The sequence below is a fragment of the Bradyrhizobium sp. genome (assembly GCF_028868675.1).
Lineage (GTDB): Bacteria > Pseudomonadota > Alphaproteobacteria > Rhizobiales > Xanthobacteraceae > Bradyrhizobium.
Genome location: NZ_JAGWUA010000023.1, coordinates 1 through 20,650 on the forward strand (window position 1 = coordinate 1; position 20,650 = coordinate 20,650).

General features: G+C 64.6%; 17 protein-coding genes. 7 read left to right on the forward strand and 10 right to left on the reverse strand.

What is annotated here, in order from left to right:
* Positions 1 to 91: 91 nt before the first annotated feature.
* Positions 92 to 457, reverse strand: a complete 366-nt coding sequence (locus KGM94_RS05370) for an endonuclease domain-containing protein (RefSeq protein WP_300255688.1) — start codon at positions 455 to 457, stop codon at positions 92 to 94.
* Positions 458 to 535: 78 nt separating this feature from the next.
* Here KGM94_RS05370 and KGM94_RS05375 point away from each other — a divergent pair, with 78 nt between their 5' ends.
* The 5 genes from KGM94_RS05375 (at position 536) to KGM94_RS05395 (ending at position 6,038) form a co-directional block, all read left to right on the forward strand.
* A complete protein-coding gene (locus KGM94_RS05375; RefSeq protein ID WP_300255690.1) occupies positions 536 to 1,429 on the forward strand; it encodes a branched-chain amino acid ABC transporter permease in 894 nt (297 codons plus the stop codon).
* A 2-nt stretch (positions 1,430 to 1,431) separates the two neighbouring features.
* Positions 1,432 to 2,505 (forward strand): branched-chain amino acid ABC transporter permease, encoded by a 1,074-nt coding sequence (locus KGM94_RS05380; protein ID WP_300255692.1) that lies wholly within the window; start codon positions 1,432 to 1,434, stop codon positions 2,503 to 2,505.
* A 55-nt stretch (positions 2,506 to 2,560) separates the two neighbouring features.
* Positions 2,561 to 3,847: an ABC transporter substrate-binding protein gene (locus tag KGM94_RS05385; RefSeq protein WP_300255694.1), complete on the forward strand. Its 1,287-nt coding sequence runs from the start codon at positions 2,561 to 2,563 to the stop codon at positions 3,845 to 3,847.
* Positions 3,848 to 3,969: 122 nt separating this feature from the next.
* Positions 3,970 to 4,809: an ABC transporter ATP-binding protein gene (locus tag KGM94_RS05390; protein ID WP_300255696.1), complete on the forward strand. Its 840-nt coding sequence runs from the start codon at positions 3,970 to 3,972 to the stop codon at positions 4,807 to 4,809.
* Entirely contained in the window at positions 4,806 to 6,038 is a 1,233-nt protein-coding gene (locus KGM94_RS05395) for an AMP-binding protein (protein WP_300255737.1), read from the forward strand. The genes KGM94_RS05390 and KGM94_RS05395 overlap by 4 nt, the downstream gene beginning before the upstream one ends.
* Positions 6,039 to 6,056: 18 nt before the next feature.
* On the opposite strand, the gene KGM94_RS05400 is transcribed toward KGM94_RS05395, so the two are convergent.
* From KGM94_RS05400 to KGM94_RS05415, 4 genes are all read right to left on the reverse strand, one after another.
* Positions 6,057 to 6,281, reverse strand: a complete 225-nt coding sequence (locus KGM94_RS05400) for a hypothetical protein (RefSeq protein ID WP_300255697.1) — start codon at positions 6,279 to 6,281, stop codon at positions 6,057 to 6,059.
* Positions 6,282 to 6,410: 129 nt separating this feature from the next.
* Positions 6,411 to 7,895, reverse strand: coding sequence for a hypothetical protein (locus KGM94_RS05405; protein ID WP_300255698.1), 1,485 nt, complete (start codon positions 7,893 to 7,895; stop codon positions 6,411 to 6,413).
* A 318-nt stretch (positions 7,896 to 8,213) separates the two neighbouring features.
* The gene (locus KGM94_RS05410; RefSeq protein ID WP_300255699.1) at positions 8,214 to 8,978 is read right to left on the reverse strand and encodes a methyltransferase; all 765 of its coding nucleotides are present in this window, start codon (positions 8,976 to 8,978) and stop codon (positions 8,214 to 8,216) included.
* Positions 8,979 to 8,991: 13 nt separating this feature from the next.
* On the reverse strand, positions 8,992 to 10,638 hold the full coding sequence (locus KGM94_RS05415) for a carbamoyltransferase C-terminal domain-containing protein (protein ID WP_300255701.1): 1,647 nt from the start codon (positions 10,636 to 10,638) through the stop codon (positions 8,992 to 8,994).
* Between the two features lie 359 nt (positions 10,639 to 10,997).
* Here KGM94_RS05415 and KGM94_RS05420 point away from each other — a divergent pair, with 359 nt between their 5' ends.
* Positions 10,998 to 11,519, forward strand: a complete 522-nt coding sequence (locus tag KGM94_RS05420) for an HAD family hydrolase (RefSeq protein ID WP_300255703.1) — start codon at positions 10,998 to 11,000, stop codon at positions 11,517 to 11,519.
* 12 nt (positions 11,520 to 11,531) lie between these two features.
* Here KGM94_RS05420 and KGM94_RS05425 read toward each other — a convergent pair whose 3' ends face one another.
* The 5 genes from KGM94_RS05425 to KGM94_RS05445 all read right to left on the reverse strand — a co-directional run bounded on the left by KGM94_RS05425 (position 11,532) and on the right by KGM94_RS05445 (position 19,143).
* Positions 11,532 to 13,658, reverse strand: a complete 2,127-nt coding sequence (locus tag KGM94_RS05425; protein ID WP_300255705.1) for a bi-domain-containing oxidoreductase — start codon at positions 13,656 to 13,658, stop codon at positions 11,532 to 11,534.
* Positions 13,655 to 14,887, reverse strand: coding sequence for a UDP-N-acetyl-D-mannosamine dehydrogenase (gene wecC / locus KGM94_RS05430; protein WP_366526211.1), 1,233 nt, complete (start codon positions 14,885 to 14,887; stop codon positions 13,655 to 13,657). The genes KGM94_RS05425 and wecC overlap by 4 nt, the downstream gene beginning before the upstream one ends.
* Positions 14,888 to 14,913: 26 nt before the next feature.
* Positions 14,914 to 16,035 carry a UDP-N-acetylglucosamine 2-epimerase (non-hydrolyzing) gene (gene wecB, locus KGM94_RS05435; protein WP_300255709.1) on the reverse strand — a complete coding sequence of 374 codons (1,122 nt, stop codon included), beginning with the start codon at positions 16,033 to 16,035 and terminating at the stop codon, positions 14,914 to 14,916.
* Between the two features lie 176 nt (positions 16,036 to 16,211).
* Complete coding sequence (locus tag KGM94_RS05440) at positions 16,212 to 17,489, reverse strand: glycosyltransferase family 4 protein (protein ID WP_300255711.1); 1,278 nt, start codon at positions 17,487 to 17,489, stop codon at positions 16,212 to 16,214.
* 1 nt (position 17,490) lies between these two features.
* Positions 17,491 to 19,143 carry an alginate lyase family protein gene (locus KGM94_RS05445; RefSeq protein ID WP_300255713.1) on the reverse strand — a complete coding sequence of 551 codons (1,653 nt, stop codon included), beginning with the start codon at positions 19,141 to 19,143 and terminating at the stop codon, positions 17,491 to 17,493.
* Between the two features lie 624 nt (positions 19,144 to 19,767).
* Here KGM94_RS05445 and KGM94_RS05450 point away from each other — a divergent pair.
* Positions 19,768 to 20,571, forward strand: coding sequence for a class I SAM-dependent methyltransferase (locus KGM94_RS05450; protein ID WP_300255715.1), 804 nt, complete (start codon positions 19,768 to 19,770; stop codon positions 20,569 to 20,571).
* Positions 20,572 to 20,650 lie beyond the last annotated feature (79 nt).

The following is a 20,650-nucleotide window of genomic DNA, read 5'->3' on the forward strand; positions in this document are numbered from 1 at the left end:
GCCATGGACACATGGCGGAGGCGGCGGAATGAGGACAGATCGCGCTGCTTCGCTTCGCCTCCCCCCGCTTGCGGGGAGAGGCCGGATCGCGTCAGCGATCCGGGTGAGGGGGAGCCTCCGCAAGGGCGGTGGCAATCGTTTCAAGGACGCCTGCCAAGTTGCGCTGCACGTCGTTGTTCCAGAATCGCAGGACGCGGTAGTTGCGGCCCGCAAGCCACTTGTCGCGAACAACGTCGCGAGGATCGTCGGCATGTTGCCCGCCGTCCACCTCGATGATCAGGCGACATTCGCGACAGATGAAGTCAACCGTGTACGGCCCAATCGGCTCTTGCCGCACGAACTTGTATCCATTCAGCCTCCGAGCGCGAAGCCGGTACCAGAGCGTCCCTTCCGTATCGGTCAAAGTATTCCGCAAGCGCCGTGCGCGCTCAGTCTTGCCTTCATCGGCACCTCGCATGCGGAAGCTCCCCCTCACCCGTCGTGCTTCGCACGCCGGCCTCTCCCCGCAAGCGGGGAGAGGCGAAGGATAGCATAGATGAACACCGCCTTCCTCATCCAGCTCCTGGTCAACGGCCTCGTGGTCGGCACGCTCTACGGCGTGGTCGCCATGTCGTTCGTGCTGATCTACAAGGCGACCCAGGTCGTCAACTTTGCCCAAGGCGAATTGCTGCTGGTCGGCGCCTGGGTGTGCTGGGCGCTGCTCGCGAAGTACCAGGTGCCGTTCTGGATCGGCATGCCGATCACGCTGGTGTTCATGTTCGCCTTCGGCATCGCGATCCAGGTCGTGATCCTGCGGCCGATGATCGGCGAGCCGATCATCTCGGTGATCATGGTGACGATCGGTCTCTCGACGGTGTTCCAGGCCGCGCTGAAATGGATGTTCGGCGTCAACCCGCAGCCGTTCCCGCGCATCTTCGAGAGCCAGTCGGTGAGCCTGTTCGGCCTGCAGATCCAGACCGTCTACGTCATGAGCCTCGTGGTCTCGGTCGCGATGATGGTCGGCATGGCCTGGTTCTTCCGCGCCTCCAAATACGGCCTGGCGATGCGCGCCACCGCCTTCAACCAGCAGGTCGCCCAGTCGCTCGGCATTTCCGTGAAGAGCGTGTTCGCGATGGCCTGGGCGATCTCGGCGACGGTATCGGCGGTCGCCGGCGTCGTCGTGGCCGTGGTCAACGGCGTGTCGTCGGGACTGGCCGCCTACGGCATCAAGGTGTTTCCGGCGGCGATCCTCGGCGGGCTCGACTCGGTCGGCGGAGCGGTGCTCGGCGGCATCATCATCGGGCTGCTCGAGAACGTCGCCCAGTATGTCGACAGCCAGTACCTGCACTGGGGCAATCTCTACGAGATCGCGCCGTTCTACGTGCTGATCATCGTGCTGATGATCAAGCCCTACGGCCTGTTCGGCACCCACGACATCGAGCGGATCTGACCATGGCCGGCCCCTCCCTCATCCCCGCTGGCGATTTCCGCACCACATACGCGGCGGACACCACGATCTTTCCGACCAGGACCAGCCGCAATTTCGCGATTGCGGGCGTGCTCCTGCTCTGCCTCGCACCGCAGTTCTTCAACGGATACTGGCTGAGCATCCTGATCCAGATCGGCATCTTCTCGATCGCGGCACTCGGGCTGAACATCCTGGTCGGATTCACCGGCCAGATCTCGATCGGGCACGCCGCCTTCTTCCTGCTCGGCGCCTTCACCTCGGCCTATATCTCCAACAACGCGCCGATCCCGGTGTTCTTCGCGATTCCGCTCGCCGGAATCATCACCGCGCTGGTCGGACTGGTATTCGGCATTCCCGCGGCGCGGCTGAAGGGACTCTATCTCGTCATCGCCACGCTTGCGGCACAATACATCCTGCTCGACTTCTTCTCCCGCGCCGAATGGTTCACCGGCGGCTCGGTGCCGGCGAGCGCCAACCCGTTCTCCATCTTCGGCTATTCGCTGCGCGGCGACCGGCAATATTTCTACGTCGTGCTGGCCTATGTGCTCGTGAGCTACGTCCTCGTCACCAATCTGATGCGCACGCGCGACGGACGCGCCCTGATCTCGATCCGCGACCACTATCTCTCAGCCGAGATCATGGGCATCAACCTGACGAAGTACCGCACGCTGTCGTTCGCGCTGGCCGCCTTCTTCGCCGGCATCGCCGGCGCGCTCTACGCGCACTACCAACAGGTCGTGTCGCAGGAGGGATTCGGCATCGAACGTTCGATCCTGTTTCTCGCCATGGTCATCATCGGCGGCACCGGCTCGATCATGGGCACGCTGATGGGCACCGCCTTCGTGGTGCTGCTGCCGGAATCGATGGAGTGGCTCAGCCTGCATCTGAAGGGCGGCGCGATCGACCACGCGCTGTCCCTCAACACCAACATCACCTTCCTGCGCGAGATCGCGATCGGCTTGATCATCATCGCGTTCCTGATGTTCGAGCCCGACGGGCTCGCGCATCGCTGGCGCCAGATCAAGGCCTACTGGAAACTCTACCCGTTCTCGCATTGAGGCGAGCGCGGAACAACGACGACCGTCAACAACGACCCGAAGGAGGACAACGAACATGAAGATGAACATCTGGCTCGGCACGGTTTCGCTCGCGCTTGCCGTCTGCGGCGGCGCGGCGCTCGCGGCCGACGACAAGATTCCGCTCGGCCATCTAGCGGACTATTCCGGCCCGACGGGCGACGTCGGCACACCCTATGGGCAGGCCGAGGCCGACACCTTCGCCTGGATCAACAAGAACGGCGGCATCGCCGGCAAGCAGGTCGCCATCGACACCAACGACTATGGCTACCAGGTGCCGCGCGCGATCGCGCTGTACAAGAAGTGGTCGGCCCCGGAGAGCAAGGTAGCCGCGATCCTCGGCTGGGGCACCGCCGACACCGAGGCGCTGACCGGCTTCCTGGCCAACGACAAGATTCCCGACCTGTCCGCCTCCTACGCGGCGGCATTGACCGATCCGGAAGGCGCCAGCGGCAAGGCGAAGCCGGCGCCCTACAACCTGTTCTACGGCCCGAGCTACTCCGACGCCTTGCGTGCGATGCTGCTGTGGGCGGCCGACGACTGGAAGGCCAAGGGCAAGACCGGCAAGCCGAAATACGTGCACATGGGCGGCAACCATCCCTACCCGAACGCTCCGAAGGCAGCCGGCGAAGCGCTGGCGGCCGAACTCGGCTTCGAAGTGCTGCCGCCGCTGGTGTTCGCGCTGACGCCCGGCGACTACAGCGCGCAGTGCCTGAGCCTGAAGAGCTCCGGCGCCAACTACGCCTATCTCGGCAACACCGCAGCCTCCAACATCTCGGTCATCAAGGCCTGCAAGACCGCCGGCGTCGACGTGCAGTTCCTCGGCAACGTCTGGGGCATGGACGAGAACGCCGCCAAGACCGCGGGCGACGCGGCCAACGGCGTGATCTTCCCGCTGCGCACCTCGGTGAGCTGGGGCGGCGATGCGCCCGGCATGAAGACCGTGATGGATATCTCCAAGATGTCCGACCCGACGGGCAAGGTCTACCGTCCGGTGCACTACATCGCAGGCGTCTGCACGGCGATGTACATGAAGGAAGCGCTGGAATGGGCGGTCAAGAACGGCGGCGCCACCGGCGAGAACGTCATCAAGGCGTTCCACCAGAAGAAGGACTGGGTGCCGGCCGGCATGGAAGGCGTGTGCAGTCCCTCGACCTGGACCGAGAAGGACCACCGCGGCACGCTGAAGGTCGACCTCTATCGGACCAAGATCTCGGGTTCGACCGACGGCGATCTCAACGACATCATGTCCAAGGGCGCGATCAAGCTCGAGAAGGTCAAGACCGTCGAGCTGCCGCGCAAGCCGGAGTGGCTGGGCTGGTGAGGTAGACACGAGCGTCATGGCCGGGCTTGTCCCGGCCATCCACGCCTGAGGCGTGGCAGGAAGTACGTGGATGCCCGGCACGGGGCCGGGCATCACGGGCGTAGCAATCGGCGAACCAGCGCATGACCGAAACCATCGAAACAACCCGCGTCAAACCGACGGCCGCCGCGCCCGCCCCGCTGCTCAGCGTGCGCAACATCGAGGTCGTCTACGACGACGTCATCCTGGTGCTGCGCGGCCTGAGCCTCGAGGTGCCGAAGGGCGCCATCGTGGCGCTGCTCGGGGCGAACGGCGCCGGCAAGTCGACGACGCTGAAGGCAATCTCGGGTCTGCTCAAGACCGAGGACGGCGAGGTCACGCGCGGCGACATCGTGTTCGACGGCGACCGCATCAACGGCATCGATCCCGACAAGATCGTGCGCCGCGGCATCTTCCAGGTGATGGAGGGCCGCCGCATCGTCGCCGACATGACCTCGCTGGAGAACCTCAAGCTCGGCGCCTTCACCCGCAGCGACCGCGAGGTCGACGCCGATCTCGACATGGTGTTCGACTATTTCCCGCGCCTGAAGGAACGCACCGGGCTCGCTGGCTACCTGTCCGGCGGCGAGCAGCAGATGCTGGCGATCGGCCGCGCGCTGATGGCGCGCCCGAAGATGATCCTGATGGACGAGCCGTCGATGGGACTGTCGCCGCTGCTCGTCAAGGAGGTCTTCGCGATCATCAAGAAGATCAACCGCGACCTCGGCGTCACCATCCTGCTGGTCGAGCAGAACGCGCGCGCCGCGCTCTCGGTCGCCGGCCACGGCTACATCATGGAGCAGGGCAAGGTCGTGCTCGACGGCACCGCCGACGAGCTGCGCGACAACGAGGACGTCAAGGAATTCTACCTCGGCGGCGCCGGCGACCAGCGCAAGAGCTTCAAGAACCTGAAGAGCTTCAAGCGGCGGAAACGATGGCTATGAGTTCGGCCGGCAAGCATTACGACGCGCGCGAGACGCGCGACCCAGCCAGCCGCGAGGCCGAACTATTTGCCCGCCTGCCCGACGTTCTGCGCCATGCCGTGGCAGCCCCGGCCTATGCGGAACGGCTGAAGGGCGTCGACCCGGCCTCGGTGGCCTCCAGGACGGAGCTGGCACGCCTGCCGGTGCTGCGCAAGTCGGAGCTGCCTGCCCTGCACAAGGCCTCACCGCCCTTCGGAGGCTTCGTGGCGAGCCCTCCGGGCTCATTCTCGCGGCTGTTCACCTCGCCCGGCCCGATCTTCGAGCCGGAGGGCACGCAGGTCGATCCCTGGCGCGGCGCGCGGGCACTGTTCGCCGCGGGCTTTCGCCCCGGCGACGTCGTGCTCAACACGTTCAGCTACCATCTCACCCCCGGCGGCTTCATCTTCGACGCCTCGGCACGCGCGCTCGGCTGTGCGGTGATCCCGGCGGGCCCCGGCAATACCGAACAGCAGTTCGAGCTGATCGAGGCCTACCGGCCCATTGGCTACAGCGGCACGCCGGATTTTCTGAAGATCCTGCTGGACGCGGCCGCAAACAGCGGGCGCGACGTCTCCTCGATCAAGCGCGCGCTGGTCTCCGGCGCGGCGTTCCCGCCCTCGCTGCAGGCCGAAATCAGCTCGCGCGGCATCGACGCCTACCAGGCCTTCGGCACCGCCGATCTCGGCCTGATCGCGTTCGAGACCGAGGCGCGCGATGGCATGGTGGTCAATGAGGACCTGATCCTGGAGATCGTCAGGCCCGGCACCGGCGATCCCGTGGCAGATGGCGACGTCGGCGAGATCGTCGTCACCTCGCTCGACCCGCATCACCCCTGGATCAGGCTCGCGCTCGGCGACCTCACCGCGGCGCTGCCGGGCCCAAGCCGGTGCGGCCGCACCAATTTGCGCATCAAGGGCTGGATGGGCCGGGCCGACCAGACCACCAAGGTCAAGGGCATGTTCGTCCGCCCCGAGCAGATCGCCGACATCGGCAAGCGCCATCCCGCACTCGGCCGGCTGCGGCTCGTCGTCACCCGCCAGGGCGAGACCGACGTCATGACGCTGAAGGCGGAAACCGCGGCCGCCAGCGAGCGACTGCGCGAGGAGATCGCGGGAACCCTGCGCGCGGTGGCCAAGCTCGGCGGTCAGGTCGAACTCGTCGCCCCCGGCGCGCTGCCGAACGACGGCAAGGTGATCGCGGACGAACGGTAGTCGTTTCAGTACGGCCGGTCATCGCTCCAGACCATTCGGAACGCCGGCGGCGATCTTCTTGACGGCCTTCCGGTAGAGCACGGCATCAAGCGAGAACAGATTGGCCTTGGCTTCCGCGATGGTACTCGCAGTCCCGACCGCCACGTCCTCCCAATGGACGGTCCACGAACCGGTATCGATCCCCTCGTCGATGAAGCACACGGTCGCGCCGGTCGGCTCGCCGCACAGGATCGACCATTCCATCACCGGGCGACCTCGGAACCTCGGCGACCTCCCGATATGTGGCGTTGAGTGAGAATACCAAGGCCACAGAGCTCAACGACATTGTTCCGGCAGGACGCCAGCGGCCACAAAGGTGCCGCCCAGCCACCGCTACAGGTCAGGCGATGGAGAGTTGCCTTGAGGCGAATGCCGGACGTACCCCGCGCCCCCGATCGAGAGAGCGATCCCCGCCATCCATTTCATCACGCACATTGCGGCGATCGGAGCCACCAACCAGAACAGGCCGTAGCTATCAAGGAGCGTACCGGCTAGAGGAACCTGGGTCACGTAGTAAGCGTAGAGACAGCATACCACTTGCAAGACAACGCTCGCGGGATCGGTCCCCCTCGCGACCGCAGACAGCAAACCGATGAAAACCCCGGCTATGACAGTTGCCAGCACCGCATAGGGCGGTCCGGCCTCAGCATAACCTGACAGGCTCACCCCGGCCGGCTGAGAACCCGTCGTATATTTTACCTCGGGATACATGACCGGAAACACCTTCGTGCCAGGATAGCAGGGCCGCGGAGCAACGAGGCTGCCGAGGGGCGGCAAGACGACGCCGCAACGCTGCGCCGGGTCAGCAAAAATCTGGACGTAGTATGGAAAACTCACGGCCATCCTGAATACGGCCGATCGCAACAACCAAATGCCCTTGTCGATCATGCCGTCCCGTTCGGCAGCCGCCGTACCATCACTTTGAATAGATGGCGGGTTGGACGGTGAGCTTGCAGCAGCCGGCGACCGCGCCGGCGCTACGGGACCAGGAAGCTCAGGCGCTCCCAGGGGCGGCTGAAGTGAAGTTGCCTGCCGCGCAACGTCCAACGACATGGCAATAGCCCGAAGATTGCGGGAATTTGTCTCGGCCGTACAAAACTGGTTCAGTGCCAGCACCAGATAGATCGCGCCTCCAACCCCAACGGTCACAATCGTGCTGCGCACTAGGCCGAAGCCGCTGAGCATCAATGTCAATCCGATGACCAGCACGTAGAGCAGCGGTGGGGCCTTCTGGATTGTTGCAACATCAAGCCAAAGGATGATCGAACTCACGACGATGAAGGCGACAATGCTGGCCATCTCGCGTCCGATCAGTCCCCGCGCGAGGAGATAGCAACCGATGATCGGTAGGCTTGAATAGACGAACGAGTAGTATCTGTTGCCAAGCAATCTGAACAACTCGACGCGCCTCAGGATCTTGTCTTCATAGCAGAGGCGTGGATCCCATGCCTCGCTCGCGCTCAGCCCGCCAGCCTGCGCAAGCTTGAAGACGCAGAAGGCGATCATGGCGCCCGCCAGAAGCAGTGGAATCCACAGCGGCAACTCGGGAAACAAGAGGGTTACGGACCCCATACCTTTCTCTGTTACTATCGCGGCGACCGGCAGGACCACGATCGTCAACAGAAACAGAAGCCAATAGATCGGACGCCCAAGAGTGGTCATCCATTCGAATTGAATCGCCCGCGGAAAGAAGAACAAGCGAAGCTGATCCTGTCCAAACTTGAATGGAATGAGCGCAGCACCGCCGGAGGTGGCAAGATAGGCAACGACCGCCACCCCAACAGCCACATAAACCGGCCGGATATTCCTCAACCTCATAAAATCACTCTAGCATTGCAGTTGCCGGACGAATAGCCGCCATCACATCTTGAGTGAATCCGTGCTGATTTCGGGGTGGATACGTAGACATATTCGGATGCCGGACAGCCTGGCAAACTCACCGATCCAGCGGATGCATGCCGATTCGCGCTCTCCGTGAACGTTCTGAATGCTTGCGGTCAAGTCCAGTCGGATGACCTCCAGTTTTTTTTCTGCGTGACCGCCTCGTCGACCGAAACGTCGCAACCATGAAGGGCGCAGCGATGGCGTCCTTGAAGCAGCCGACCAGACGTCCAAACAACAAACGACGGACGGGTGCTAGACAGCCCTCTGCCAGGTCCAGGCCTGGCCCGCGCGCACCCGCTCGACGCGCGTCATCGCCCAGGCCGGCGGCGCGTCTCCCCGCCGCATGATCCCGATGTAGTAGAAGGCGCTCTTCCTGGTCAGCGTCGGCGAATCACCGTCGACGAATACGATCTTGAGGCCGGAATCCTCGATCATCCGGCGAAAGCTCTCGACCGTGGACCCGGCGTTGTTCTCCTGCAGCACGATGACGCCATCATCCGCAAGGAATTTGCCGACGCTTGCGAAGAATTCGCGGTGGATTCGCCATTCCGGATCGTGCGCCAGCAACTGTCCTTCGAATTGCTCGTCGATGAAATGCGGCGGGTTGCTGACGACGAGGTTCCAGCGCTCGGTGGCCGGAATGTTCCGCAGATTGTCGGATTCGCAGACCGTGACGCGATCGCCGAGATTGTTGGTGCCGATCGTATTGCGACAGCACGCAACCGCGCGCGGGTTGACGTCGGCGAGGAACAGGCTCTCGCAGAAGCCGTTGCCGAGCATCGAGAAGCCGATGAAGGCAGGGCCCGAGCACCATTCGTACACGCGCTTCTGCTTCGGCAGTCCCCGCGCCTTGAAGTAGGGCAGAAAGTCCTGCCCGAAATGCGTCCCGCCGCCGTCGAGTTCGGGCCGGTAGCTGATGTCGATGCCTCCGAAGCTCGCATGCCGGGTCGGCCGCAACGCCCTGCGGATCGGCCGCGCATAGTCGTCGATCAGACGCTTGATGAAACCCGAGGTCATTGCGGATGTCCCGTCAGCCGCGCGCGTTCGGCTTCGACAGCCGGTAGGGCCCGAGATAGAGCACGTCCAGGCCGGAGCAGAAATAGGTGTGCAGCGCCTCCAGCGGCGCATTCACCGTCGGCTGCTCATTGATGTTGAGACTGGTGTTGATCAGCACCGGCAGTGACGTCGCCCGCGCGAACTCGCCGATCAGCCGGCTGTACAGCGGGTTGGTTTCCGCATGGACGCTCTGGATGCGCGCGGTGCCGTCGACATGGACCACCGCGGGCATCTTTCGCTGAACCGCCTCGTTGACCGGGAACGTCACCACCATGAAGGGCGCATCGAATGCGTCCTCGAAATAGTCGGCCTGCCGCTCGAACAGCACCGACGGGCAGAACGGGCGGAACTCCTCGCGGTACTTGATGGTCAGATTGATCCGGTCCTTCATGTCGCCCTGCCGCGGATCGGCGAGAATCGACCGGTTGCCCAGCGCGCGCGGACCGTACTCCATCCGGCCCTGGAACCAACCCACGGTCTTCTGCTCGACCAGGTCGGCGACGCAGCGCGTCACCGGATCGTCGAGCAACTCGTAACGCGCGCCGATCTTGTCCAAGGTGTCCCTGATCGTGTCGTTGGAATATTCCGGTCCCCAATAGGCGTGCGTCAGGGGAGCGATACGATGGCCGGCCTCGACGCATTTCAGCATCGCCGCCCCCAGCGCCACGCCCGCATCGTGCGGCACCGGCGGAACATAGAGCCGCTTGACCGACGGTTCGGCGGCGATCTCCATGTTCATCTTGCAGTTCAGCGCGACGCCGCCGGCAAGACAGACGTCGGCGCAGCCGGTCTGCGCGATCGCGGACCGAATCACTTCGGTGGTCACGATCTCGAGCTGCTTCTGGCCGCTGGCGGCGATGTTGGTCAGCCGCCGGTCGTGCGGCTGACCGCGCAATCGTCGCGGCCCGAGCATCTCCTCCATTTTCTCCGTGAAGATGCGCTCCTGCCGGGTGGAGAAATCGCTGGTGAAGATCTCCGCGTCGCGCTGGCGCTTGTCGAGCGCGGGATCGAGCTCGTAGCTGATGCCGTTCGGGCGCAACAGGCTGGCGAACCGGTCGAGATACTCGGGACTGCCGTAGGAGGACAGCCCCATGACCTTGTACTCGTCGTTGGTCATCTGGTAGCCGAGATACTGCGTCAGCATGCCGTAGTACAGGCCGAGACTGTTGTGGCGGCCGAACCGCGTCAGCACCCGGAAATCGTTGCCCTTGACGTGCGCGACGAGGCCCGAGCTCGAGTCGCCCGAAAAGTCGAAGCAGGCGACGGTCGCCTCGGAGAAGCCCGAACCATAATAGGAACTCGCGGCGTGGCAGAGATGGTGGTCGTAGAGTTCGATCTTCGGACTGTGACCGAACTGGTACTTGAAGTATTCGGTGAGACGGCGCGCGTAGTTGGTGTAGGTCTTCAGCGGCGAGCAGACCCAGTCGACGTCGTGGATGGTGATACCGGCCTGCTTGAGGCAGAAGGCAATGGCACCGCGCGGCAGTTCGCCGCGCGCGTGCTTGGCGAGCGTGAAGCGCTCCTCCTCGGCCGCGGCGATCAGCTCGCCATCGCGCAGCAGAACCGCCGCGCCGTCATGGTGACCGTGCTTGATCCCCGAGCTAATTCCAATCACGTACATGCGTTCACACCTCGAACAACGTCTCTCGCGGCCTCAATGCAAGGTAAAATCTGCAGGAAAACCGGGTATGGCGGATGCCATAGCCGACTTCGACCGCGACGTCCTGTCCTGCCGGGGCAAAGTACGGCGAGAACCGCCCGTAGCCGAGTGGAAGCGCTTGTGTCGATGCAACGCGAAGGCCCTGCGGGAGGATTGTTATCAACCCGTCCCCAGGGCCGCAAGCATGCAAATCCAGCAGTTTTTGATCTTTCCGGGCGGCCGGTGTAGTGGGATCGAGCCCGCAAGAGAGACACTCTCGAAGACCGGTCGGCGACGTCCCGGGATGGGCAGTTTCGAGAAGTGCCACGACGAGCCATGCCATGAAGAGACCCGCCGTCTTCTTCGATCGCGACGGAGTGCTGAACGAGGACAGCGGCTATGTCTTCGAAATTCACAAGCTCAGATGGGTGAGCGGCGCGCGGGAGGCCGTCAAGGCGGTCAATGACGCCGGCTACTTCGCCTTCGTGGTCACGAACCAATCCGGCGTCGGCCGGGGTCTCTACCGAGAGGAGCACATCCACGCGCTGCACCGGCACATGGCCGAGGAGTTGGCCAGGATCGGCGCACGCATCGACGCGTTCGAATATTGTCCCGACCATCCGGAGGCCGTCATCGCGCGCTACAGGCGCGTCAGCGACCGGCGAAAACCAGCGCCCGGGATGATTCTCGACCTCCTGAAACGGTATCCGGTCGATGTCGGCAGAAGCTTCCTGATCGGCGACAAGCCGAGCGACATCGAGGCGGCTCGCGCGGCCGGCATGAGCGGCTACCTGTTCTCGGGCCAAGATCTCGAACGGTTCGTCAGGCCGCTGCTCGGCGGCGGCAAAGGCGGGAACGGCTGAACAGGCGCCGCCTCATTCGCAGAGTTGCTTCTCGACCGCAAAGCTGACGCGCGTCGCCGACACCTGCTCGGCGAGCGAGATCGGCCATCTGCCGCCCGCCTTGAAGGCATCGGCGAGCGCCACCAGCTCTTCGAGCTGACCCTTCTCCATGGTCATGCCCTTCCAGCCGCCCTTCGCACCGGTCACCGTCAGCCGCTTGTAGTCGTCGAGCACGAGCACCTTGCCGTCGACGAAGATGTCGGCCCGCTCCTTGGGAAACTCCTTCGACCCGAGCGAGGTGTAGGTCAGCGTGCAGAGCGACCCATCGGCATAGCGGACGGTGGCGACGAAATTGTCGTCACGCCGCCAGTGGCCGCTCGCAGGCACGATCGCGCGGGCCTGGACCTCGACGGGCTCACTGCCGGTGAGCGCGTTGAAGAGGTCGTAGATGTGGCAGGCCTCGCCGATGTTCCGGCCGCCGCCGTGCAGTCCGTGCACCCAGTGGTCGGAGGGGATGTAGCCGGCGTTCATGCGGTAGTTCACGATCATCGGCGACAGCCGGCCCTTGATCGCTTCGCGCGCCGCAGTCACGGCCGGCGCGAAGCGCCGGTTGAAGCCGGTCATCAGCAGCGGCCCGTTCGGATTGGCGGCGTAGAACGCCTCGATCTCGTCGAGGCCCTCCTCGGTCATCGAGGTCGGTTTCTCGACGAAGACGTGCTTGCCGGCCTTGAGCGCGGCGAGCGTCATCTCGGCGTGAAGGTCATGCCGCGTCGCGATCAGCACCAGATCGATCTGCGGGTCATCGAGAACGGCGCGGAAATCGGTGCCCGCAGTGCCGAAGCCGAAACGCTCGGCGGCGGTGCGTGCCGACAGGCCGGTGCGGCTCACGACGCTACGGAGGTCGAACCTGTCGCCGAGCTTCTTCAGATTCGGCAGGTGCATGCCCTGCGCAAAACCGCCCGCCCCGATCACCGCGAGCTTGATCCGGCCGTCGACCGGCTTCGGCGCGGCGATCCGCAGCTCCGAGCGCAGCGCTTCCTCGCGATGCGGATACTGCAACAGCACCAGGAGCGGCTTCTCGCCTTCGCCACCGAGCCGGGCATAGGCCTCCTCGGCGCGATCGATCGGATAGGGCTTGCTGAGCATGTTGTCGAGTCGCACCCGGCCGGCCGCCAGCATGCGCAGATACTCGGCCATGTTGCGGTTTTCGGTCCATCGCACATAGGCGAGCGGATAGTCGCTGCCCTCCTCCTCGTAGGCCGGATCGTAGCGCCCGGGCCCGTAGGAGCAGGAGATCAGCACGTCGAGTTCCTTGGCGTAGATGTCCGACCGCGCCATGTTCAGCCCGACGTCGCCGACGATCACCACGCGCGCCTTCTTCCGGCAGGCCTGGAAGGCCTGCGCCAGAATTTCACTGGAGGCCGACGCCGCCGTGACGATCGCGGCGTCCGCGCCGAAGCCGTCGGTCAGCTTGACGATGTTCTCGACCAGATTGCCGTCATTGGGATTGAGGCCGTGATCGAGCCCGTTCGCGAGCGCCGTGGCGATGCGCTTGCCGTCAACGTCGGTGCCGATCACACGGCAGCCGTTGGCGGTCAGGAGCTGCGCGGTGATCTGTCCGAGAATCCCGAGCCCGACGACGACGACGGTTTCGCCCAGCGTCGGCTGCGCGCGGCGCACGCCCTGCATCGCGATGGCGCCGAGCGTCACGGTCGCCGCGGCATCGAACGACACCTGTTGCGGTATTGGAACGCACAAATTGACCGGAACGTCGATGACCTCGGCATGGTTGGCGATGCCGGCGCCGGCACAGGCGATACGGTCTCCGATCGCGATTCCCTCGACCTCGGCACCGACTGCGACTACGGTTCCCGCCGCGGAATAGCCGGTCGGCAACCCGGCATCGAGCCGGCCCTTGACCTGCTTGTAGATGCGGGCGACGCCCTGATCCTTCATCAGCTGCAGCACGCGCTTGACGTGATGCGGCTGCTTCAGCGCACGGCGGTACAGCGGAAGGCCGGACATCTTGACGCCCGCCATCTCGGTGCCGACGCTCACGCAGGAGCGCTCGACCCGGACCAGCACGTTCTTCGGACCTGCGACGGGCGCCGGGACCTCCTGCAGGAAGACCTTGCCCGAGCGAACCAGCAACTGCTTCACGACCAAACCCCGCGCGTGTCGATTACCACCTTGCCGTCGAGATCCGCCCGCGCGATGTCGCTATAGGCACGATGGTTGACCAGCATCACCACGATATGCGCTTCGCGTATCGCCTCGTGAACGTCCGTCACGATGCGGACGTTCTCGTGGCGGGAAAGGTCTCCCGGCAACCGTTCTGCGAAAGGCTCCGACACCAGCAGCTCGACATCCCACCCGGCCACCTGTTCGGCGATCCGCAGCGCCGGGCTCTCGCGGAAATCGTCCACGTCCGGCTTGAACGCCAGGCCGAGCACGAGCGCCTTCGGGTGACCGCCGACCGCGCGCGCAGCGTCGATGGCGACCTTGATCTTGTCGAGCACGTAGGACGGTTTGCCGTCGTTGACCTCGCGCGCCGTACGGATCAGGCGGGATTCCTGCGGAGCCGCCTGGACGATGAACCAGGGATCGACCGCGATGCAGTGGCCGCCGACGCCGGGGCCCGGCTGCAGGATCTTGACGCGCGGGTGATGGTTGGCGAGGCGGATGAGCTCCCAGACGTTGATGCCGAGCCGGTCGCAGATGATCGACAATTCGTTGGCGAAGGCGATGCCGACGTCGCGAAACGAGTTTTCGGTCAGCTTGCACATTTCGGCGGTCCGCACGCCGGTTCTCAGCAAGCTGCCGGTGCAGAAGATGCGGTAGAGTTCCTCGGCGCGCGCGGAGCATCTGGCGGTGATACCGCCGATCACCCGGTCGTTTTCGACGAGTTCGACCAGCACGCGGCCGGGCAGCACACGCTCGGGGCAATAGGCGACGTGAACGTCGCAATCCTCGTCTTGCGGCGTCGGCATTCGCAGGTCGGGACGCAGCGCCGCGAGCTGGGCGGCCATCCTTTCCGTGGTGCCGGGCGGCGAGGTCGATTCGAGCACGACGAGATCGCCTCGCTTCAGGACCGGAGCGATCGATGCCGCTGCGGCTTCGACGTAGCGGAGATCCGCCCTGCCCTCGTGGAACGGCGTGGGAACCGCGATGACGAAGGCATCGGCCGGCGCCGGCCTGGTCGCCGCGCGCAGCTTGCCGGTCTGCACGGCGCGCGCGGTCACCGCATCGAGATCGGGCTCCACGATGTGGACCTGGCCGCGATTGATCTTGGCCACGACGTCCTCGCTGATATCGACGCCGACCACCGAAACGCCTCTCGAGGCGAGCACGACCGCGGTCGGAAGCCCGATATAACCGAGCCCGACCACACAAATTGTCCTGGGCCTCGCGTCACTCACAACTGATCCTCGATCGCCTTTCGGATGCGCTTTGCGGCCTTGCCGTCGCCGTACGGATTGATCGCCTGGGCCATCCGCGCATAGTGGCCGCGATCGGTCAACAACCGGGTCGTCTCCTCGACGATGCGCTCGCGTGACGTGCCAACGAGAATCACGGTGCCGGCGTCGACGGCCTCGGGGCGCTCGGTGGTCTCGCGCATGACGAGCACGGGCTTTCCGAGCGACGGCGCCTCTTCCTGCACGCCGCCGGAATCGGTGATGATGAGGTGGCAGCGTTCCATCAAATAGACGAACGGCTCGTAGTCGAGCGGATCGATCAGATGAATCCGCTTCTGTTGTCCGAGCAGGCGCTGCACCGGCGCCAGCACGTTCGGATTGGGATGGACCGGATAGACGATCTGCACCTTGTGCCGGGCGACGATATCGGCAAGAGCCCGGCAGATGTTCTCGAACCCATCGCCGAAATTCTCCCGCCGGTGCCCGGTCACCAGGATCAGCGGCAGGCCGGGATCGAGAAAGCCGAAGCGCGCCTGCATCCGGGCGCGCGCGGTCGGCGCGGCCTTGCTCCGCTCCACGGTTTCCATCAGCGCATCGATGACGGTGTTGCCGGTGACGTGGATATGCGAGGGGTCGACCGCCTCGTCGAGGAGATTTTGCCGCGACCGCTCGGTCGGGGCGAAATGAAACCGGGTCGCCAGCGTCGCGACCCGGCGGTTCATCTCCTCCGGCCAGGGCGCACTCAGCGATCCCGACCGCAGGCCGGCCTCGACATGGCCGACGAACAACTTGCGGTAGAATGCGGCCAGGGACGCCGCAAGCGTCGTGGAGGTGTCGCCATGCACCAGGACCAGATCCGGCTTTTCCAGGTCGAGCACGTGCCCGACGCCGGTCAGGAGTTTTGCGGTCAGCTGATCCAGCGCCTGATTCGGCGACATCAGGTTGAGATCGTAGTCGGGCTTGATCGCGAACAGGTCCAGCACCTGATCCAGCATGCCCCGATGCTGCCCCGTCACGCAGACCCGCAGATCGATGCTCGAGCTTCGCCGCAGCTCGGTGACGACCGGGGCCATCTTTATGGCTTCAGGACGCGTCCCGAATATCGCAATGACTTTTCGCATTCTGGGATTGTGTACCGACACTCAGCCACCGGGCTCGCCGGAGCGCTGTGTAGCCAGTCGAGCGAAAATATACAAACTGAAACCAACGCCGGTCCCGACGAAATATTGGGATTGGCCAGAAAGGAAAAAGTCTTTTTATTACAACAACATATTCGATGTTACGAGCAGGATGACGATCAGCCGATGTTCTCGCGGAGAAGGCCGCGACCCGGCTTGTCGGATTCTCCGGGCTCGCGCGGGCGAAAGCGCTCCAGAGCATCCAGCAGGTTGTCTGCGAGAACCAGGCGGTCATAGCGCTTGGCGCCCGCGGCGGCCCTTTCCGCCAGTTCGCGACGCCGCTCCGGGTCCCGCGCCAGTTTCCCGATCGCGCTCACCAGGGCGTCCACGCTGTCCGGCTCGATGATCTCCGCGGCGCCGATCGGCTCGAGCAACCGCTCCAGCTCTCCGCGTACGTTGGTGATGATCGGCGTGCCGGTCGCCAGCGCCTCGAACACCTTCGAAGGGATGACCGTCCTGAACAACGGCGTATTCTTCAGCAGAATGAGCGTGAGATCGCTCAGATGCCAGTAGTCGACGACCTCTTCGTGCGACATGCGACCCGCGAACAGCACGTTGCGCAGTCCGCGCCGCTCGGCCTGCTGTTCCAGCTCCTCGCGCTCGGCGCCCGACCCGACGATGACGAAGTGCGCCTCCGGAACGCGCGTCAGGCACATCTCGGCGGCGTCGAGGATGAGCTGCAACCCGTGGGCCATTCCGACCGTGCCGATGTAGGAGACGACGATCTTGCCCTCGATCCCGAGTTTCTGGCGCAGCGACGCCGGTGCGCGTCCCGGCGTGAGTTGCGCGGTATCGGCCCCATTGGTCACGACGATGATCTTGTCGGCGTCGATGCCGCGCGCAATCAGCACGTCGCGTGTCGAATGCGTGACCGCGACGATCAGATCGGCCTGACGATAGAGGAAATGCTCCACCCCCCGGACGAGGTCGAGCAGCCAGCCCTCCTTCATGGCGCCGACGGCGACGATCGAATCCGGCCAGAGATCGCGGACTTCGAACACGAAGCGCCTGCGGTAGACGCGGCTGACGAACCAGCCCGCCACCGCGGCGAAGAGGTGCGGCGACGTCGCGATGACGATATCGGGCCGTCTCACGAAAAACGACGCAATGCTCGCCGTCACCATGTAGCTCAGAAAATCGAGAATCCGCAGGAACAGGCCGCGATTGGGAAACACCAGGGTCGGGACACGCAAGACGTCGACCGCATCCGCGGTCTCGCGCTTGTAGAGCGACTGCCGATAGCCGCCGAAGACCTTGCCATCCGGATAGTTCGGAAAATTGGTCACGACGTTGACCTGATGACCGCGTGCCACCCAGCGCCGCGCATGCGTGCTGCAGCGAATCGCTGGCGCGCTTGCCTCGGGTGGATAGTGGTCGGTCAGCAGCAGAATGCGCAAATTACAACTCGAAGTGGGTTTCGACCCCGATAGGTAGCCTGCCCGTATACCTCCAGGCAAGGACGGGTCGCAAGATTCGCTGGCCGAAGCTCGGAGCGTAGTACCCCTCGCTCAGAAAGCACTCTGCATCCCCCTTGACCATGACGCGCAGGACCGTCTTGTCCGGCAGTTCGACGGTCCAGCCTCGCCCGTCGGGTCGGGCCTGGCTCACCAGCGGGTGCAGCGGAAACCGTCCCACCACCGCGTGATTCCCTTCCCCCATGACGGTGTCACGAACGATCAGCGACGTCGCGTCGATCCTGACCTCGCGCCGATGAGCGGGTTTGCCGGCGAGCCAGCGGTAGCCGTCATGGCTTGCCGAGGCCGTCTGAACCTCGCCGGCGGACGAGACCGATCTGTCGAAGGGATGCGCACGCCGTCCGACGCGAAACCCGGCCCAGACTTCACTGGAACTCTCGGCATCGATCTCGACGGTCGCGTGGGCGGCGGTGGATCGCTCTTCATTCCGAACTGCACCCTCGGCATAGGTCGACGTGCCGGAATTGGTGACCAGGCGATGACCGCCGAAGGTCACTTCGAGAGAGAGCGTGTCCGCGTGCGCATGTCCCGGAAGATAGGACGGACCGACTTCGGCGGCATCGAAGATCGCGAGCCAGGGACCGGACTCAAGTCGAACGTAGCCGCTGTCGGCGAGGCGGACGGCCGGCGAATTGCCCTCGACCGGAATGTTCAGCCATCGCGCATAGTCAGAGAGCTGACCATGGGTCCGCGCGATGCCGAAGGCCGCGTCATTGAAGAAGGCGATGTCGCCATCGGGATGACTCATTGCGCCGAGCCAAGCGAGCATGCGTCCGGCCAGCGCCGGCCACGCGGCCGATCGTGCGGCAATCGCCTGCGGATAGATCCTCGCCAGTTGGACCAGGTCCAGGACATCCTCGAGCAGAATGGCGTGGTACATCGGGCTGAGCTCGAAGTGGCCGCCGTCGCCCAGAATCTGCTCGCGCCATTCCCGCTCGAGCAGATCCAGCCCCGTGTGCAACCAGCTCTCGGCTTCCTGTCCCGAGAAGTAGCAGCCTGCGAACACCAGCGCCTTCGCATTCGCGAGCAGATGGTTACCGAGCAGATGGTATTCGAGCGAACCGTTCAGCGCGCGAGCCTGAAGCGCGAGACTGTCGCGGACTGCAGGTTCGAGACCGTTGCCCGCGAGCGCCCACGCGATCCAGTTCACGATGCGCAGCGACATCGGATACGGTTCCCAGCCGTTTCCCGTAACGGGTGGATTATCGGCGATCCAGGCATCGATCAGGTCGCGATGCCACGCGGCGCGGTCCGCGCAAGCCTGTGCCCGCAGATCGTCAAAATAGTGCAGGTTGTACAGCCACAGTTTCGGCAGTGCCGGATCGTTCCAGCCTGCAGCATCCTGCAGAATCGCCTGCTGCCCGAGGAAGCGAAAGCGCCGCGGCGAAGACATGCTGGCGGACCGGCCGTCGCAATTCCTCCACGTCGTGGTCGGCGGACGCAAGGCCGGTGCCGGCCCGCGCGCGACAGCCGGCCGCAACACCCGGCGCGAGATGCGGTTGATGACCTGCCGGGCACGCAGATGGCGCACAGTGCGGACCAGGCGCGCGAGATTGCCCCCTCGGTACCGCAACATGTCCCTCGTATCCCTTCCGCACTGCCTGTCGGCCGGCCCGCAGGGTAATAGCACTTTCGGCGGGAATTCAAACAGTCCCGACAGGACGTTACGCCCATCCCGGCACCGGGGCGGAAAGGCCGTTTGCGCTAGGTTGAGAGTCCGCTGGATGTCGGCTCGACGCCGACGTTCCAGGTGTCGCTGGGCCGTCCGCGGCGGACGTGACCGCAGGGCGATTATCCCGGTCGCAGCGTCGGGCTCCATGCAGTCGCCTTCGTGTGGGCGGCGCTCCGGCGTTCGCCAATCTCTTTCACACGCTCGGACCGCATGCAGCGAATCTCGCCCGTCGACATGATGCAGCAGCACGAAACGTGGCAAAACCCGTACATTGGTCTCGGAGCAGTCGGCAATCCCGTCGGCCTGCCGTGGGACGACGTCGGGCGCGACGCCGCCAAGCGCTGGCTCCCTTAGTCGTCTACCTCTCGAACACCTACTACCTGAGCCTCAAGCACACGCATTTCGACATCGTCCTGCGTCATCCCGTGCAGGTCTTCGTCATCTGCCTGAAGCACGCAGTAGATGGCGGGCTTTCTTGCTCGCGCGCGGGCGGTAGGATAGGGTCGTGACCTCAACTCGAGCAACTCCATGAACAATTCGGTGGTTCGCGATTTCTGGAACGAGGCCGCCTGCGGCGAGGCCGCCTATGCGGTCGGCGACGAAGCGTCCGAGCGTTTCGCCAGCCAGCGCGTGACCCGGTACGAACTCGAACCCTTCATCAAGCCCTTCGCTCGCTTCGAGGAAGGACGGCATCAGGCGGTGCTCGAAATCGGCGTCGGCATGGGCGCGGACCACGAGCAGTGGGCGCGCAGCCAGCCCGGCCGGCTTTGTGGCGTCGATCTGACCCAGCGCGCGATCGACCTGACGCGCGAACGTCTCGCGCTCTCGGGGCTGCACTCCGAACTCGAGGTCGCGGACGCCGAGCGGCTTCCCTTCCCCGACGCGACGTTCCGCATCGTCTACAGCTGGGGCGTCCTTCACCACAGCAACGACACCCGGCAAGCCTTCAGAGAGGTTGCGCGCGTGCTGGAGCCCGGAGGCGTCGCGCGGCTGATGATCTACCACAAATGGTCGATCGTCGGTCTCATGCTGTGGCTGCGGTACGGACGCTTCTCGTCCGACCTCGCCTCGATCTATGCGAAGCATCTCGAGAGCCCGGGAACGAAGGCCTATTCGGCGCGCGAGGCAGCCTCCCTGATCGAGTCCAGCGGCTTGCGGCTGGTCGAGATGCAGGTGCAACTCAGCCCCGGGGATCTGCTTTCGGGCGCAACGGGCCAACGGCACCGCGGCGGCCTCCTGTCGATTGCGCGGCGGCTGTGGCCTCGACCGATCCTGCGCCTTGCGGCGCGCCGGCTCGGTCTCTATCTCATGATCGAAGCAGTGCGCCCCTGACCTAGCGCATCCGAAGCGCCCGCAAGCAACGCTGAGGGGGCGCTCGTCGATTGGATCAGCCCGACAACTGTCCTCAGAG